Here is a 16,509-nt window from a genome sequence, read left to right as displayed (position 1 = left end):
TTCATTATGGCCCGAATACTTGGCGGTATTGCCGTCTCACACACGCCGACGATTGGCTTCGCGGTTGATCACCACAAACAGCAGGATCCGGCGTGGACCCCTATTTTCCAAAGCTTCGAGCCCCTTCAGCGCTGGCTTGATGAGAAAAAGCCCGATGCGTTGGTCTACATCTTTAACGATCATGTGACCGCATTTTTCTTTGACCACTATTCCGCGTTTACCCTCGGAATTGACAAAGAGTATGGCGTAGCAGACGAAGGCGGCGGCCCGCGCAATCTGCCGTCGGTAAAAGGCGATGCGGCACTCTCGCGGCATATTGGTGCAAGCCTGATGGCCGATGAGTTTGATATGTCGTTCTTTATGAATAAAAAACTGGACCACGGGTTGTTTTCCCCCCTGTCGGCGCTTCTGCCCTGGCAGCAAGAAGAGGGATGGCCAACCCGCGTGATCCCGCTGCAAATCGGCGTACTGCAATTCCCTGTGCCGAGCGCAAAACGTTGCTATAAGCTGGGCCAGGCATTACGGCGTGCCATTGAAAGCTATCCGGAGGATATTGACGTGGCGATTGTCGCCACCGGCGGGCTGTCGCATCAGGTGCACGGGGAACGCTGCGGATTCAACAATACCGACTGGGACGCGCAGTTTGTCGATATGCTAGTTAACGACCCGGAAAAACTCACCGAAATAACCATCAGTGAATATGCGACTCTGGGCGGTATGGAAGGCTCTGAGGTTATTATGTGGCTGGTGATGCGCGGCGCCCTTTCGGCCAATGTCACGGAGACCTGGCGTGATTACTACCTGCCCTCAATGACCGGCATTGCCACGCTTATTCTGGAAAATAACGCACGCACGCCGCCTGTGGACACCCTGACCCGCCACCGCCAGCATATGGCACAGCAACTGGCTGGTGTTGATAACCTGCCGGGAACGTATCCTTTTACGCATGAGCGCAGTCTGAACGGCCTTCGGCTGAACAACTTTCTGCATAAGCTGACGCAGCCCACCTGGCGCCAGCGTTTCCTGAGTGCGCCGCAGGCACTGTATGAGGAGGCCGAGCTGAGCCAGGAGGAACAACGTCTGCTGAACGAACGCGACTGGCGTGGTTTGATCCAGTACGGCGCGAGCTTTTTCCTGCTGGAGAAAATGGGCGCAGTAGTCGGTGTATCGAATCTGCATATTTACGCCGCCATGCGCGGTCAAACGCTGGAGGAATTTCAGAAAACGCGAAACCAACAGGTCACCTATTCTGTCGCTGGCACCCGTTAACCTTTCGCCACGTGGTTATGAATAAAAGTGAGCAAGGCTTGCGTTGCCGGTGACGGTAGGCTCCCTTCCCGAAAGGTCAGCCCGATACGGCGTGTAGTATCGGGCAAACGGACTGGCAAAACGGTGAGCAGCCCGTTCTCAATTTCATAGCGCATTTGGCTTGTAGAGACCGCAGCCAACATATCGGAGTGAAGCAGCAGGCCACGCACCATTGCCGCATCACCGGTTTCAACACAGGGCTGTGGTAGAGGTAGCCCTGAGATGAGAAAGGCATTGTCCAGCAGATGCCGCGCCGGAGCGTTTGAGCGAGGTAGCACCCACTGCGCCTGCGCCAGCTTGCTTCTGGGATCAGGATCGTGCAGCAATGGATGGTCATTGCGCGCCAGAATCAGCATATCCTCTTCAAAGAGCGCCTCGCTTTTCAGGTCGGGGAGATCCTCATTCTGACGCAAGGCGCCAATAATAAAATCAATATTGCCCGCGCGCATGTCCGACACCAGAGACTCATACGGGCTCTCGTTCGTCATTATTGTGATGTTGGGATGGCGCGCCAGGAAACTGGCGATCGCTCCGGGTAGCAGTTGTGTCCGACTAAGTGGCAGCGCACCTATACGCACGCTTCCCTCCAGCACGCCGCGCCGGGCGGCGAGATCGCTCCAGATATTATCCAGTTCGTTCAGCGACCGACTGATGTGGGGATAAAGTACGTCTGCCGCAGCTGTCGGACGAACCCCTTCCGGAGTACGACGAAATAGCGTCGCGTCGGCCCCTTTCTCAAGAATTTTAAGTGCTGCGCTGATGGCCGGCTGCGTCACCCCGAGCTGGGTCGCGACGGTCTGGGTATGATTGACATGATACAGTTGAATAAAAATTTCCAGTCGACGGGTATGAAATAGCCAGCCTGCATCCGGCAGCGCGGTAGACGCGCTGGTGCGCACCCTTAGTTTTTGCATCAGGGCAGGCACTGCCTGCAAATCCTCTACCGCCCGCCTGGCGCGCGGTAATATGCATTTTCCGTACTCCGTAAGCACCATACCGCTGTAGTGACGCTCGAAAAGAATGACGTTCAGTGAGGCTTCCAGGTCGCGTATTGCACGCGTAATGGCGGACTGTGTACGAAATAAATCATCGGCGGCACGGGAAACACTTCCCCTTAAAGCTACCTGACAGAAAAAGCGTAGCTGCATAATATTTATCGATTTGCTTCGTATTTTTCTCTGCATGATCGGCCCAACACCACTCAATGAATTCAATAACAACATAAATAAAAATCATAGCGTTCACAAGTTAACGAATTACCTTCCTGTGACGGGACATGACAAGCTGACAAAAAACAACAGAGGAAGACACCATGTCCCAACCGATTCGTGAAAAAAGTGCCCTTGTCGTTAGCGCCCACTCCGCTGATTTCGTCTGGCGTGCAGGTGGCGCGATAGCCCTGCACGTCGAGCAGGGCTATCAGGTGCATATCGTCTGCCTGTCGTTCGGCGAGCGCGGGGAGTCCGCTAAACTGTGGCGCAAAGGCAATATGACTGAAGAAACGGTAAAACATCATCGTCGGGAAGAAGCGCAGGCTGCTGCCAACATTCTCGGGGCCAGCGTGGAGTTTTTTGATATTGGTGACTATCCGCTGCGTGCCGACAAAGAGACCCTGTTCCGCCTGGCGGATGTTTATCGTCGAGTGCAGCCGCACTTTGTCCTGACCCACTCCATGCAGGATCCCTATAACTACGATCATCCGATGGCGTCGAACCTCGCGCAGGAAGCCCGCATTATCGCCCAGGCAGAAGGATACCGTCCGGGTGAACCTGTCGTGCAGGCGCCGCCAGTCTATTGTTTTGAGCCGCATCAGCCTGAACAGTGCAGTTGGAAGCCGGACGTCCTGCTGGACATCACCCGCGTCTGGGAGAAAAAGTATCAGGCAATCCAGTGCATGCAGGGCCAGGAACACCTGTGGGAATACTATACTCGCGTGGCGCTCCAGCGGGGCGTGCAGGCTAAACGTAATATCGGCATCACCGCCGCACGTGACATCGTGCATGCCGAAGCTTTCCAGAGCATCTTCCCTCGTGTGACGGAGAATCTTGCATGAACCTGCTTAACCGTAAAGGCGTTGTCATCCGCTCCCTTCCACGCAAGGACAATACCACCCTGCGTCAGTTCAGCGCTGCAGGGGTAGCTACGCTTCACGAAGCTTATGACCGACAGGGGCTTATGGCCCCGTACATCAGACCAATACAACAGGGCATATGCCGTGCCGGAAACGCAGTCACCGTGCTGGTCACGCCCGGCGATAACTGGATGTTCCACGTTGCAGTCGAGCAGTGCCGTCCGGGCGATATCCTCGTGGTAGCCCCCACTTCACCCTGCGGGGATGGTTTTTTTGGCGACCTGCTGGCAACGTCGTTACAGTCGCGCGGCGTCGTGGGCCTGGTGGGTGATATCGGTATCCGTGATTCGCATACCCTCCGCGAGATGGGCTTTGCCGTCTGGTCCCGGCAGGTTTACGCCCAGGGTACGGTGAAAGAGACGCTGGGCTCGGTTAACGTCCCGATTATCTGTGCAGGCCAGTTGGTGACGCCGGGGGATGTGATTGTCGCCGACGACGACGGCGTGGTGGTCATCCCGCACGCGTTTGCCCGCGAGGTGTTGGTAAAAGCCGAAACCCGAATAGCGAACGAAGAAGCGAAACGAGAGCGGATGGGGAACGGCGAACTGGGGCTGGATATCTACGCAATGCGTCCGCGTCTCGCCGAGAAAGGGCTGCGTTATTACGATAACGCTGAAGACGTGGAGAGCTAAACATGGCACAACGCAGAATTCCCTGCCTACTGATGCGCGGAGGCACCTCTAAGGCAGCCTGCTTTCTCGCGGACGATTTACCGGTGGAACCCGCAAGTCGGGACGCAGTGCTGCTAGCGGCGATGGGCTCGCCCGATGCACGTCAAATCGACGGCATTGGCGGAGCCGATCCGCTTACAAGCAAGGTGGCAATCATTCGCCGCTCGGCTCGGCCAGATGCCGATGTCGATTACCTTTTTGCCCAGGTGAACGTCGATCGTGCCGTGGTCGATTACGGTCAGAACTGCGGCAACATTCTTGCTGCTGTTGGACCTTTTGCCATTGAGCGCGGCCTGGTTGACTGCGTCGCCCCCCTAACCCGGGTGCGCATCTATATGGAGAACACCGGCCAGCTTGCGGTTGCAGAAGTGCCCTGTGACAACGAAGGCGTGGAGTATGCGGGCGAGACCCGCATTGATGGCGTACCCGGTACGGCCAGTAAAATTGTGCTCAATTTTCTCGACGTGGCGGGATCAAGCTGCGGCGCGCTGCTCCCGACCGGACAGTCTCGGGATCGCTTCGACGGCATCGATGTAACCTGTATCGATAATGGTATGCCGGTGATCCTTGTCCGTGCCAGCGACCTCGGGCGCACAGGTTATGAGACCCGTGAACAGCTCGACGCAGACGATGAGCTGAAGCAGCGGCTGGAGTCTATTCGCCTGCAGGCCGGACCACGCATGAATCTGGGAGACGTGTCGCAACGCACGGTTCCCAAAATGACGCTAATTGCCAGGCCGCGCACCGGGGGAGCTATCAGCAGTCGTACTTTTATTCCGCACCGCTGCCATACCTCGATTGGCGTTTTCGGCGCGGTGAGCGTCGCCAGCGCCTGTCTTATTGAAGGCTCAGTGGCGCAAGAGCTGGCGAGCCTTGAGCGTATGCCAGAACTGAGCGTTGAGCACCCAACCGGTGAATTCAGCGTGGCGCTCCAGCTTGCTGATAACGGCCAACTGACAGGCTGCGGTCTGCTGCGCACGGCGCGGCTGCTGTTCATCGGCGACGTTTGTATTCCGGCCAGCGTATGGCCGCGTGAGGAGCTGTGATGACGACAATAACATTTATAGGCTATGGTGAAGCAGGAGGCATTCTTGCTGATGCACTGGCAAAAGAGAACCCGGTCACCGTCTGGGATTGCAAGTTTAATGGTCCCGAGCGCGATGCAATGATAATGAAGGCGCGTCAGGGAGGCGTGCGGGCAGCAATCTCACTGGCCGACGCGTTGACAGGTGCCGAACTCATCTTTTCCACCGTCACCGCAGGATCCGCGTTAGATGTCGCGTCACAAGCAGCCCCGCTGATGGCGGATAAGCAGTATTTCCTTGACCTAAACTCCGTCGCCCCACAGACCAAGCGGCAGGCTGCCGAACGCTTTAAGCCCGGCACTTACGTTGATGTCGCGGTGATGGCGCCTGTTCCCCCCGCAGCACTCAGAACGCCTTTGCTGATCGGGGGCCCACAGGGGGAAGCTATCGCCGAATTACTGACCGCGCTAGGATGTCATGCCCGCTACGGTGGGAACGACATTGGCAGCGTGTCGGCAATCAAGATGTGCCGCAGCGTAATGATCAAAGGACTGGAAGCGCTTACCGTCGAATGCCTGTTCGCCGCCCACCGGTACGGCGTTGAGGAAGCGGTGCTGGCATCGCTACACGCCAGCTTCCCCTCATTGGGCTGGAATGATGCCTTCCCCGGCTACCTGATAAGCCGCGTTGCCGAGCATGGCTTCCGACGCAGCGAAGAGATGGAAGAAGTGGTCAAAACCCTTCGCGACGCAGCGGGTGATAGTGTGATGAGTCAGGCGACGGCGATAGCCCAACGCCACCTGCCAGAACGTATGGCCGCGCTAGGAATTACCTATGCGCAGCTTGAGCCGTTTAACTGGAAAGCGCTGACAGCGTTGCTTAAAGACAACATTTAAACGCACCGAGCAGCGTGTAAGGAAGAAGGACGATCCTGCAGCACGTTGTGCGTTATACGCGTTACCAAAAGGAGCAGCAAACTAAAGTGAAACCCTCGCTTAAAACGCTGCTCCCCAATCACAACGATTACAACCTCAATTAGAGATTTGCAACGTTGTGATATACTTTTTGTACATCATCGTCATCTTCAAGGGCATCAACAAGACCTTCAAAGATTTCCAAATCTTCTGGTGAAAGCTCAACTTCAGATTGTGCAATCATTTCTAATTCTGTCGTTGAGAATTCAGTAATTCCGGCTGCTTTCAGAGCTGCAATACCTTTATGAAGGTCTGTAGGTTCGGTATAAATAACGATGTTTCCTTCTTCTTCGGTTACATCACGAACATCAACTTCAGCTTCAAGCAAAATTTCAAAAATACGATCGGAGTCTGTTCCTTCAAATACAATCACGCCAGTATTATCGAACATGTAGCTGACCGCGCCCGCCGCACCGATGTTGCCGCCTTTCTTATTGAAAATCATGCGGACATTCGCGATCGTACGGTTAACATTGGAAGTCAATGTTTCAGCAATAATCATTGAACCACTCGGTCCAAAACCTTCATAACGGCCTTGTACGAACGTCTCATCCCCGCCACCTTTAGCCTTATCAATGGCTTTATCAATAACGTGTTTTGGAACTTGGGCTTGCTTAGCACGTTCAATAACGAATTTTAAAGACGTGTTTAACTCTGGATCTGGTTCACCTTGTTTAGCAGCAGCATAGATTTCCACACCGAACTTTGCATATACTTTAGACGTTGCACCGTCTTTAGCCGTTTTTTTAGCAACAATATTGGCCCATTTACGTCCCACTGGGATGCTCTCCTCGACAATTTATTTACATTACTGGCAGAATAATAATCTATTTGCTTTATCCGCCATATTATATCACAATGTATAAATATTCGTCCATGAGAAATGGAAAAGCTAAGTTTTTCGGAATGTTACTTTAACTCTATCAATATTTAACATTATAGATAAACAATGCCTATGCTTTCTTTTGAGCCTGTTTTTTATTTATTTTAATAATTTATCTACGCTGGAAATATATAAATAAAATAACAAATGTGATAGCGCAGGTATTGTAGGGTATCGTGCGCTACGTGAAATCTGCGTTTTGTCGCGGGTCATTTCCCTCAGAATTGACGTAGCGACGCTAACCCGTTTTTTATTGCAACAATAAGAGTAAGCGTCTACCTTTGTCGTACCTTGCCAAGGTTCTTAACCTTATGATGCCAAAACATAAACTCGTTTCTGCGTTTTGTATACTGTTCCTGCTCGGCACCACCTGCGGTTGTTCACTCACGCGTGTCTCTGATACCACACTCGCTGAAGAAGTCGCGAATCTGAACGTGATTGGCATGCGCCTTGGCGATGCCAGAGAGAAAGTTCGTCGCCAGGGATATGAATGCAACGATCAGGGCATGCTTCGCCATGTACAAACCGAACATGTCAGTCGGCCATTAATACAGCTTGAATGCAGCCGTTCGAGCAGCGAACTTTTTTGCCCGCAGATTCGCAATGTGGTACTCAATGCCGATCCGCAAACGCTGACAGTGGTCGATGTGGGTAAATACATCACTCAGCGAGCATGTTTTTAACACCCGGAATGTCGTTATCCCGCAAAACGCAACCGTTGCCGCTGGCGATGGTTTCTTGTACCCTTCCCTCGCCTATCCATCAGTAATTACGGAATCCAATGACCACGCAGACTTCCAAAGATCCTTTACACGGCGTAACCCTTGAAATGCAGGTTAACGCGCTGGTTGACCGTTATGGATGGCAGCAGTTAGCGAAGCTTATCAACATCAACTGTTTCAAGAACGACCCGAGCGTGAAATCAAGTTTGAAGTTTTTGCGCCGAACGCCCTGGGCTCGTGCGGAAGTGGAAGCGTTGTATCTGGACTCGTTGACTGACGAAAAAGCAATTACGCCGGCGGAACCGACGTTTGATCCATGGGCGAACAGCCGCGCTAAGCGCGAGAGTTAATATAAAGAACGCAACCACCGGTTGTGCGTGGTTGCGATTTCCCCTCCGTACTGCCACCAGCTTACCGTCATTTATATCGAGCAAGCCGACCGGCCTAGACTACGATGAGATCGTATTTTTTGATCTTGCGATACAACGTGGCAATCCCGATGCCTAACTCGTCTGCCGCTTGCTTTTTATTGCTATAGCGGCTTAACGCATCACGAATCATCTGCCGTTCCATCTCTTCGAGCCCGGTCACTCCCTCCTCATCTTTCACGGCTCTGACCACAGTTGACCCCGGTGTATCCGCGCGCTCGCCGGCCTTGCCGCTGCTTACCAGGTTTGGCGGTAGCAGAGAAACATCGATCACTTCGCCGGAAGGTACCACGTTGACCAGATACTCCATCAGGTTACTCAGTTCACGAATATTGCCAGGCCAGCGATAGCTTTTCAGCAGCGCAATCACCTCTGGCGCGACGCCGGGATAGACCAGTTCCAGCCGCCGGGTATGCAGATGCAGGAAATAGTGAATCAGCAGTTCAATATCATCCTGGCGTTCACGCAACGGCGGTAGACGTAGCGGAATGACGTTAAGCCGATAGTAGAGATCTTCACGGAACTTACCTTCGGCGATAAACTGCTCAAGATTCTGATTGGTGGCGGAAATGATACGAATATCCACCGGAACCGGATGACTTGCCCCTACCGGCTGAATCTCACGGGATTCAATAGCGCGCAACAGCTTGGCCTGCAGCGTGAGCGGCATATCGCCAATTTCATCCAGAAACAGCGTCCCGTAATTAGCGGCCTGAATCAGCCCCGTTTTGCCATTCGCCGATGCACCGGTAAAAGCCCCTTTCACATAACCGAACAGCTCGCTTTCCAGCAGCTGTTCGGGAATGGCTGCACAATTAATGGCAATAAACGGCTTATCTTTGCGGTCGCTCAGCTTGTGCACCGCACGGGCAACGACCTCTTTACCGGTTCCGCTTTCCCCGACAATCATCACGCTTGATGGGCTTGGGGCAACGCGAGTAATCAGCTTTTTCAGCTGCCGCATTGGCCGACATTCTCCAACCATCTGTTCAATCTGCGGCCCTTCCTGCGGCGCGGTAATATCTGCCGAAGAGTGTGACTGATGAAACGCCATCAGGAACAGCCACTGATCCTGAATGGCGTGCAACTGACCAATGATAAGCTCTTTCTTATCATCAATAGAAATGACATGTTGAACGTGACCGCGAATAAAATTTTGCGCGAACGTCAGCGGCCGAAAATGAATCTCTTTACCCACCATATTACCCTGAGTGGCCCCAAGGATTTTTAACGCTGCCTGATTAACAAATTTGACTTTCTGTTCCTGACTAACAACCAGTACTCCCTGGTCCATATTGTCAAGCATCGTTAAAAACATTTTCTGGATATTGTCGCCACCGCTCTGATCCTCAAGTAAGCGGGAGACAAATATGGAAGAGACGTGACGGACATAATCGGAAAACTCGGTGATGTTATCATTTATTCGCTCCTGCTGGTCGCGCGTCAGCGCAATCAGACTAATAACGCCGACGCACTGCTCCTGATAAATCACCGGCGTGCCAAGGAAGGCCTTTTCTTTGCAAGTATCCTTACTTTCACAGCCTTTACAGAGCGGGTCAAAACGAGAATGGGTAACTACCTTCTCCTTCTTTGTTTCGATAATGTAACGAAGAAGTCGCGAATCTGTATTTAATTTGCGACCGAGAAATTTTCCGTAACTTCCCGTACCGGCCACGCGGCACAGCGAATTGTCGACAATTTCAACTTCAAGCTGGAGAACGCTGGAGAGCATACGGGCAAAGCGTTGAATTGTCGGCTGAATTTGCATCAAGATAGATGACGAGCTGGAAGGTATCATAATATCACTCACTGAAAGCTAACTGGGTGAACGACAACATTTATTTCTCTACGATGATACTACCGCAGCCCTTAGCAATAATTGATGCAGTGCTTTCTCTTTTTCGGTTCTTGAAGCAAATATGGAAGTGGTATCACACTTTCATATCAATGTGATAATTTTCAGGGTGATTTTATCAATTTGGCGCACTTCTCTACCGGTACCCTGAATATTCCGCCAACGGCCTCGAAACGCAAATAACAATATGACGAAATTATTCATCATCCTATTTGTTGTCATTCGCCATGACAGCTTCTTTTTCGTGACGCCTATCTCATAATTTCAGCACATTCTCCGCAACTCATTCGGTCCCTTTGAAATTGGCACGCTTATTGTTAGTGAAATATCAGCGCTGGCATTCGCCGCAGCGGCCACCAGCAATCAATAAGCCCGTCATTCACGACCAGGATTGAAATATGAAAACTGTTAACGAACTGATTAAGGATATCAACACGCTGAATTCCAATCTGCATGAGAAGGATTTTCTGCTGACGTGGGAACAGTCGCCGGACGAACTCAAGCAGGTGCTGGACGTCGCGGAAGCGTTAAAAACGCTGCGTGCGGAAAACATTGCCACCAAAGTGTTTAACAGCGGGCTGGGGATTTCGGTATTCCGCGATAACTCTACGCGAACCCGCTTCTCCTATGCTTCCGCGCTGAACCTGCTCGGGCTGGCGCAGCAGGATCTTGACGAGGGGAAATCGCAGATTGCTCATGGGGAAACGGTGCGCGAAACCGCCAATATGATCTCTTTCTGCGCCGATGCTATCGGCATTCGCGACGATATGTATCTTGGGGCTGGTAATGCCTATATGCGTGAAGTGGGCGAAGCGCTGGATGACGGCTACAAACAGGGCGTTCTGCCGCAGCGTCCGGCGCTGATTAACCTGCAATGTGATATTGACCACCCGACACAAGCGATGGCCGATCTGGCCTGGCTACGTGAACACTTTGGTTCGCTGGAGAACCTTAAAGGCAAGAAAATCGCCATGACCTGGGCCTATTCCCCAAGCTACGGCAAGCCGCTCTCCGTGCCGCAGGGCATTATCGGCCTGATGACCCGGTTTGGGATGGACGTCACCCTCGCCCACCCGGAAGGCTATGACCTGATTCCTGATGTGATTGAAGTGGCGAAAAATAACGCCAAAGCGTCCGGCGGTAGCTTCCGTCAGGTAACGGATATGGCAGAAGCCTTTAAAGATGCCGATATCGTCTATCCGAAGTCATGGGCGCCGTATCAGGTCATGGAACAGCGTACCGAGCTACTGCGTGCTAACGATCATGATGGCCTGAAGGCGCTGGAGAAAGCCTGTCTGGCGCAGAACGCCCAGCATAAAGACTGGCACTGCACCGAAGAGATGATGTCGAAAACCCGTGACGGTGAGGCGCTGTATATGCACTGCCTGCCAGCAGATATTACCGGCGTTTCCTGTAACGAAGGTGAAGTCACCGAAGCCGTTTTCGAAAAATACCGTATTGCCACCTACAAAGAGGCCAGCTGGAAACCGTACATTATCGCCGCCATGATCCTCTGCCGCAAATACGCGAAACCGGGCAAGCTGCTGGAGCAACTGCTGGGCGAAGCGCAAAAACGCATCAAATAGCCGCCTCCGCTGGCCTGCGGGCCAGCGTCACTTCCCCGTAATGACGAATAAGGACAGTGTATGTCTGCTTTCTCACTGAAAATGGATATTGCCGATAACCGTTTTTACACCGGCGAACCTTCGCCGCTGTTTTCGCGCCAGCCTGCGCAACAGGCGCGCCGCTTCCATCAAAAAATTGCCGGCTACCAGCCCACGCCGCTGCACGCGCTGAATAACCTGGCCGCCCTGTTTGGCGTAAATAAAATACTGGTGAAGGACGAGTCGCAGCGATTTGGCCTTAACGCTTTCAAGATGCTGGGCGGTTCTTACGCAATTGCACAATTACTGTGTGAGAAGTATCAGCTGAATATCAATGAACTGTCGCTCGACGACCTGAAATCACGCATTAAAGAGAAAATGACCTTCGCCACGACGACCGATGGTAACCACGGTCGCGGCGTGGCGTGGGCGGCGCAGCAGCTTGGGCAAAACGCGGTGGTTTACATGCCGAAAGGCTCGGCTCAGGAACGCGTGGACGCCATTTTGCGACTCGGCGCAGAGTGTATCGTCACCGATATGAACTATGACGATACCGTGCGTTTCACCATGCAAACGGCGCAGAAAAACGGCTGGGAGGTGGTGCAGGACACCGCATGGGATGGCTACACCAAAATCCCCACCTGGATTATGCAGGGCTACGCCACGCTGGCCGATGAAGCCGTCGAACAAATGTCGGCGATGGGCATCGCCCGCCCGACGCACGTTTTCTTACAGGGCGGCGTCGGCGCGTTAGCGGGGGGCGTGCTTGGCTACCTGGTCGACGTTTACGGTGCGGGGAATCTGCATTCTGTCATTGTGGAACCTGAGCTGGCCGATTGTCTTTACCGCTCCGGGCTCAAGGGGCAGATGGTAAACGTCGGCGGCGATATGGCCACTATCATGGCAGGGCTGGCCTGCGGTGAACCCAACCCGCTCGGTTGGGAAGTTCTTCGCAACTGCGCCAGCCAGTTTATCTCCTGCCAGGACGCAGTGTCCGCGCTCGGTATGCGAGTGCTGGGCAATCCGCTGGGGCACGATCCGCGAGTCATTTCCGGGGAGTCCGGTGCGGTCGGTCTTGGCGTGCTCGCCGCCGTTCACTACCACCCACAGCGCGACGCGCTGATGAACAAACTTCAGCTGGATAGCCAATCCGTTGTGCTGATTATCAGTACCGAAGGCGATACCGACGTCAAACACTATCGGGAAATCGTCTGGGAAGGCAAACATCCGGCAGCGCAATAAATCCTACAAATTCAGAACTGGAGAACATCTTCATGGCTAAGCATATTCCTTTTAAACTGATTGTTGAAAAAGCCAACCACTACCAACAGGACATGACCCGCTTTTTGCGCGATATGATTGCCATCCCGAGCGAAAGCTGCGACGAGAAGCGCGTGGTACACCGCATCAAAGAAGAGATGGAAAAAGTGGGCTTCGATAAGGTGGAAATCGACCCCATGGGTAACGTGCTGGGCTATATCGGCCACGGTCCGCGCCTGGTGGCGATGGACGCGCATATTGATACCGTGGGTATCGGTAATATCAAGAACTGGAGCTTCGACCCCTACCAGGGCATGGAAACCGACGAACTCATTGGCGGGCGCGGCGCGTCTGACCAGGAAGGCGGGATGGCGTCGATGGTCTACGCTGGCAAAATTATTAAAGATCTGGGGCTGGAAGACGAATATACCCTGCTGGTGACCGGTACTGTGCAGGAAGAAGACTGTGATGGACTTTGCTGGCAGTACATTATCGAACAGTCCGGCATTCGTCCGGAGTTTGTGGTCAGTACCGAACCGACCGACTGCCAGATCTATCGTGGCCAGCGCGGACGCATGGAGATTCGCATCGATGTCTCCGGCGTCAGTTGCCACGGCTCCGCGCCGGAACGCGGCGATAATGCCATCTTTAAAATGGGGCCCATTCTCAACGAACTGCAGGATCTTTCCCATAAGCTGGGCAACGACGAATTCCTGGGTAAAGGCACCCTCACCGTATCAGAAATCTTCTTTACCTCACCAAGCCGCTGCGCGGTAGCCGACAGCTGTGCCGTCTCCATTGACCGCCGTCTGACCTGGGGCGAAACCTGGGAAGGCGCGCTGGAGGAAATTCGTGCCCTGCCTGCGGTACAAAAAGCCGGTGCGGTGGTCTCTATGTACAACTATGACCGTCCATCATGGACCGGGCTGGTGTATCCGACCGAGTGCTACTTCCCAACCTGGAAGGTGGAAGAGAATCACTTCACCGTGCGTGCGCTGAGCAATGCCTATGAAGGCCTCTTCGGCAAAGCCCCGGTGGTCGATAAGTGGACCTTCTCCACCAACGGCGTCTCGATTATGGGCCGTCACGGCATTCCGGTCATTGGCTTTGGTCCAGGTAAAGAACCGGAAGCCCACGCGCCAAATGAAAAAACCTGGAAGTCTCACCTGGTCACCTGCGCCGCAATGTATGCCGCAATTCCGCTGAGCTGGCTGGCCACCGAGTCACTGTAGTCCTCTATTCCTCCCGCCGCTCGCGGCGGGAGTCTGGAGTTTATATGCGCGTACTGATTAAAAACGGCACTATCGTCAACGCCGACGGACGGGCCAGACAGGACCTGCTCATTGAAAATGGCCTGATCAGCCAACTGGCCGAAGAGATAACCGTTGAACAACCCTGTGAAGTCATTGACGCCAGCGGCTGCTACGTGATGCCCGGCGGCGTGGATGTTCATACCCATTTCAATATTGATACCGGTCTGGCCCGCAGCTGCGACGATTTTTTTACCGGCACCCGCGCAGCGGCCTGTGGCGGTACGACCACGATTGTCGATCATATGGGATTTGGCCCAGCGGGCTGTCGATTGCGCCATCAACTGGAAACCTATCTCGGTTACGCCGCCTACAAAGCGGTAATTGACTACAGCTTTCACGGCGTCATTCAGCACATCAATCATGCGATCCTCGATGAAATTCCCCTGATGGTCGATGCGGGGATCAGCAGCTTCAAACTCTATCTAACCTACCAGTACAAGCTGAGCGATGACGACGTACTTCAGGTGATGCGTCATCTGCACAGCGCTGGCGCACTCACTACCGTGCACCCGGAAAATGACGCCGCCATTGCCCGTAAACGTGCTGAATTTCTTGCACAGGGTAAAACCGCGCCGCGCTATCACGCCCTGAGTCGACCACTGGAATGCGAAGCGGAGGCTATCGCGCGCATGATTAATCTGGCGCAGCTCGCCGGCAATGCGCCGCTGTACATCGTGCATCTGTCGAACGGACTGGGGCTGGAATACCTGAAGCTGGCCCGCTCGCGTCATCAGCCGGTGTGGGTAGAAACCTGTCCGCAGTATTTGTTGCTTGATGACCGCTGCTATGAACGTGAGGATGCGCTGAAATATCTGCTCAGCCCGCCGCTGCGCAACGCCAGCAACAATGATGCGTTGTGGTGCGGTGTGCGCGATGGTTCCATCGATGTGATAGCCACCGATCATTGTGCCTTTTCAATGGCCCAGCGTCAGCATCTGTCAAACGGCGATTTTAGCCGCTGCCCGAACGGTCTGCCGGGGGTAGAAAACCGTCTTTTACTGCTGTTCTCTCACGGCGTGATGACCGGACGTATTACGCCCGAGCATTTCGTCGCCCTCACCAGCGCTAACCCGGCGAAGCTGTTCGGCCTGTGGCCACATAAGGGCGTGCTGGCGGCTGGTGCGGACGGCGACGTCGTTATTATCGATCCGCGCCGAACCACCACTATTCGTCACGAAATGCTGCACGACAACGCCGACTATTCACCGTGGGAAGGTTTTATCTGCCAGGGCTCTATTCGCCAGACGCTATCGCGCGGCCGGGTCATCTTCAGTAACGGCACCTTCTGCGGCGTCGCCGGTCAGGGCCGTTTCCTGCGGCGCAGCCCTTTTTCTTCCGCTCCGATTCCCATGAGCGGAATACCCATTTAAAGAGAGGATGTCATGAGTAAAAAAATCGTACTCGCTCTGGGCGGAAACGCGCTGGGCGACGATCTGGCCGGGCAAATGCAGGCCGTTAAACAAACCGCGCAGGCGATTGTCGACCTGATTGCTCACGGCCACCAGGTGGTGGTGACGCACGGCAACGGCCCACAGGTGGGGATGATCAACCTGGCCTTTGAAGCCGCGGCAAAAACCGATGCCCATACGCCAATGCTACCGATGTCCGTTTGTGTGGCGCTGAGTCAGGGATATATCGGTTATGACCTGCAAAATGCGATACGTGAAGAGCTACTGTCACGCAATATGCATATTCCGGTCGCCACGCTGATTACTCAGGTAGAGGTAGACGCCAACGACCCGGCATTCAACAACCCAACCAAACCGATTGGTTCCTTCTTCAGCAAAGAAGAGGCGGAACAGCTGGCCCTGAAGGGCTACATACTGAAAGAGGACGCCGGGCGCGGATATCGCCGCGTGGTCGCTTCACCGCAGCCTGTCGATATTATTGAAAAAGAGACGGTGAAAGCGCTGATGGATGCCTGCCATGTGGTGATCACCGCCGGCGGTGGCGGGATCCCGGTGATCCGCGAAGGTAACCATTTGCGCGGCGCCAGCGCGGTTATTGATAAAGACTGGGCTAGCGCGAAGCTGGCGGCGATGATTGATGCCGATATGCTCATCATCCTGACAGCGGTGGAGAAAGTGGCCATTAACTTTGGTAAACCCAACGAACAGTGGCTGGATAAACTCACGCTTAGCGACGCCGACCGCTTTATTGCAGAAGGCCACTTCGCAAAAGGTTCCATGCTGCCGAAGGTGGAGGCTGCGGCCTCTTTTGCCCGTTCTCGTCCGGGGCGTAAAGCGTTGATTACCGTTCTGAACAAAGCGAAAGAAGGTATTGAAGGAAAAACCGGCACGATCATCGAGGGATAAAAACGTCACAACGTGACGCC

The 16,509-nt window shown here is 53.9% G+C and carries 15 protein-coding genes; 12 read left to right on the top strand and 3 right to left on the bottom strand.

Annotation, left to right across the window (positions count from 1 at the left end):
• Positions 1-6: 6 nt before the first annotated feature.
• Positions 7-1,269: a gallate dioxygenase gene (locus ABTW00_RS11520; RefSeq protein ID WP_433640833.1), complete on the top strand. Its 1,263-nt coding sequence runs from the start codon at positions 7-9 to the stop codon at positions 1,267-1,269.
• Here the strand turns inward: ABTW00_RS11520 and ABTW00_RS11515 are convergent.
• Positions 1,266-2,492 (bottom strand): LysR family transcriptional regulator, encoded by a 1,227-nt coding sequence (locus ABTW00_RS11515; RefSeq protein ID WP_433641017.1) that lies wholly within the window; start codon positions 2,490-2,492, stop codon positions 1,266-1,268. The two genes, ABTW00_RS11520 and ABTW00_RS11515, sit on opposite strands and share 4 nt — an antisense overlap.
• A 128-nt stretch (positions 2,493-2,620) precedes the next feature.
• Here ABTW00_RS11515 and galB point away from each other — a divergent pair, with 128 nt between their 5' ends.
• The 4 genes from galB to ABTW00_RS11495 are packed head-to-tail and all read left to right on the top strand — an operon-like array spanning position 2,621 to position 6,031.
• Positions 2,621-3,361 carry a 4-oxalmesaconate hydratase gene (gene galB / locus ABTW00_RS11510; RefSeq protein WP_433640831.1) on the top strand — a complete coding sequence of 247 codons (741 nt, stop codon included), beginning with the start codon at positions 2,621-2,623 and terminating at the stop codon, positions 3,359-3,361.
• Positions 3,358-4,071, top strand: coding sequence for a 4-carboxy-4-hydroxy-2-oxoadipate aldolase/oxaloacetate decarboxylase (locus ABTW00_RS11505; protein ID WP_433640829.1), 714 nt, complete (start codon positions 3,358-3,360; stop codon positions 4,069-4,071). Before galB ends, ABTW00_RS11505 begins: the two co-directional genes overlap by 4 nt.
• A gap of 2 nt (positions 4,072-4,073) precedes the next feature.
• A complete protein-coding gene (locus ABTW00_RS11500) occupies positions 4,074-5,156 on the top strand; it encodes a 4-oxalomesaconate tautomerase (protein WP_433640827.1) in 1,083 nt (360 codons plus the stop codon).
• Complete coding sequence (locus tag ABTW00_RS11495) at positions 5,156-6,031, top strand: DUF1932 domain-containing protein (RefSeq protein WP_433640825.1); 876 nt, start codon at positions 5,156-5,158, stop codon at positions 6,029-6,031. Before ABTW00_RS11500 ends, ABTW00_RS11495 begins: the two co-directional genes overlap by 1 nt.
• A gap of 139 nt (positions 6,032-6,170) precedes the next feature.
• On the opposite strand, the gene ABTW00_RS11490 is transcribed toward ABTW00_RS11495, so the two are convergent.
• Positions 6,171-6,887, bottom strand: a complete 717-nt coding sequence (locus ABTW00_RS11490; RefSeq protein WP_064545445.1) for a YebC/PmpR family DNA-binding transcriptional regulator — start codon at positions 6,885-6,887, stop codon at positions 6,171-6,173.
• 416 nt (positions 6,888-7,303) lie between these two features.
• Between ABTW00_RS11490 and ABTW00_RS11485 the strand changes: the two genes are divergently transcribed.
• Complete coding sequence (locus ABTW00_RS11485) at positions 7,304-7,675, top strand: hypothetical protein (protein ID WP_433640823.1); 372 nt, start codon at positions 7,304-7,306, stop codon at positions 7,673-7,675.
• Between the two features lie 98 nt (positions 7,676-7,773).
• Positions 7,774-8,064 carry a VF530 family DNA-binding protein gene (locus ABTW00_RS11480; protein ID WP_064545441.1) on the top strand — a complete coding sequence of 97 codons (291 nt, stop codon included), beginning with the start codon at positions 7,774-7,776 and terminating at the stop codon, positions 8,062-8,064.
• A gap of 94 nt (positions 8,065-8,158) precedes the next feature.
• Here ABTW00_RS11480 and ABTW00_RS11475 read toward each other — a convergent pair whose 3' ends face one another.
• Positions 8,159-9,940 (bottom strand): sigma-54 interaction domain-containing protein, encoded by a 1,782-nt coding sequence (locus ABTW00_RS11475; protein WP_065357742.1) that lies wholly within the window; start codon positions 9,938-9,940, stop codon positions 8,159-8,161.
• Between the two features lie 455 nt (positions 9,941-10,395).
• On the opposite strand from ABTW00_RS11475, the gene ygeW reads away from it, so the two are divergent.
• Genes ygeW through arcC form a run of 5 tightly spaced genes read left to right on the top strand, consistent with a single transcriptional unit; the run spans position 10,396 to position 16,489 of the window.
• Positions 10,396-11,583 (top strand): knotted carbamoyltransferase YgeW, encoded by a 1,188-nt coding sequence (gene ygeW / locus ABTW00_RS11470; RefSeq protein WP_433640820.1) that lies wholly within the window; start codon positions 10,396-10,398, stop codon positions 11,581-11,583.
• A 60-nt stretch (positions 11,584-11,643) separates the two neighbouring features.
• The gene (gene dpaL, locus ABTW00_RS11465; RefSeq protein WP_433640818.1) at positions 11,644-12,843 is read left to right on the top strand and encodes a diaminopropionate ammonia-lyase; all 1,200 of its coding nucleotides are present in this window, start codon (positions 11,644-11,646) and stop codon (positions 12,841-12,843) included.
• 32 nt (positions 12,844-12,875) lie between these two features.
• Positions 12,876-14,093: a YgeY family selenium metabolism-linked hydrolase gene (locus tag ABTW00_RS11460; protein ID WP_064545433.1), complete on the top strand. Its 1,218-nt coding sequence runs from the start codon at positions 12,876-12,878 to the stop codon at positions 14,091-14,093.
• A gap of 44 nt (positions 14,094-14,137) precedes the next feature.
• Complete coding sequence (gene hydA, locus ABTW00_RS11455) at positions 14,138-15,544, top strand: dihydropyrimidinase (RefSeq protein WP_433640816.1); 1,407 nt, start codon at positions 14,138-14,140, stop codon at positions 15,542-15,544.
• A gap of 12 nt (positions 15,545-15,556) precedes the next feature.
• On the top strand, positions 15,557-16,489 hold the full coding sequence (gene arcC, locus ABTW00_RS11450; RefSeq protein ID WP_065357747.1) for a carbamate kinase: 933 nt from the start codon (positions 15,557-15,559) through the stop codon (positions 16,487-16,489).
• Positions 16,490-16,509 lie beyond the last annotated feature (20 nt).

It is taken from the genome of Kluyvera georgiana (assembly GCF_050990895.1).
In the GTDB taxonomy this organism is placed as follows: domain Bacteria; phylum Pseudomonadota; class Gammaproteobacteria; order Enterobacterales; family Enterobacteriaceae; genus Kluyvera; species Kluyvera georgiana.
This window is presented reverse-complemented; position numbering and strand designations above follow the sequence as displayed.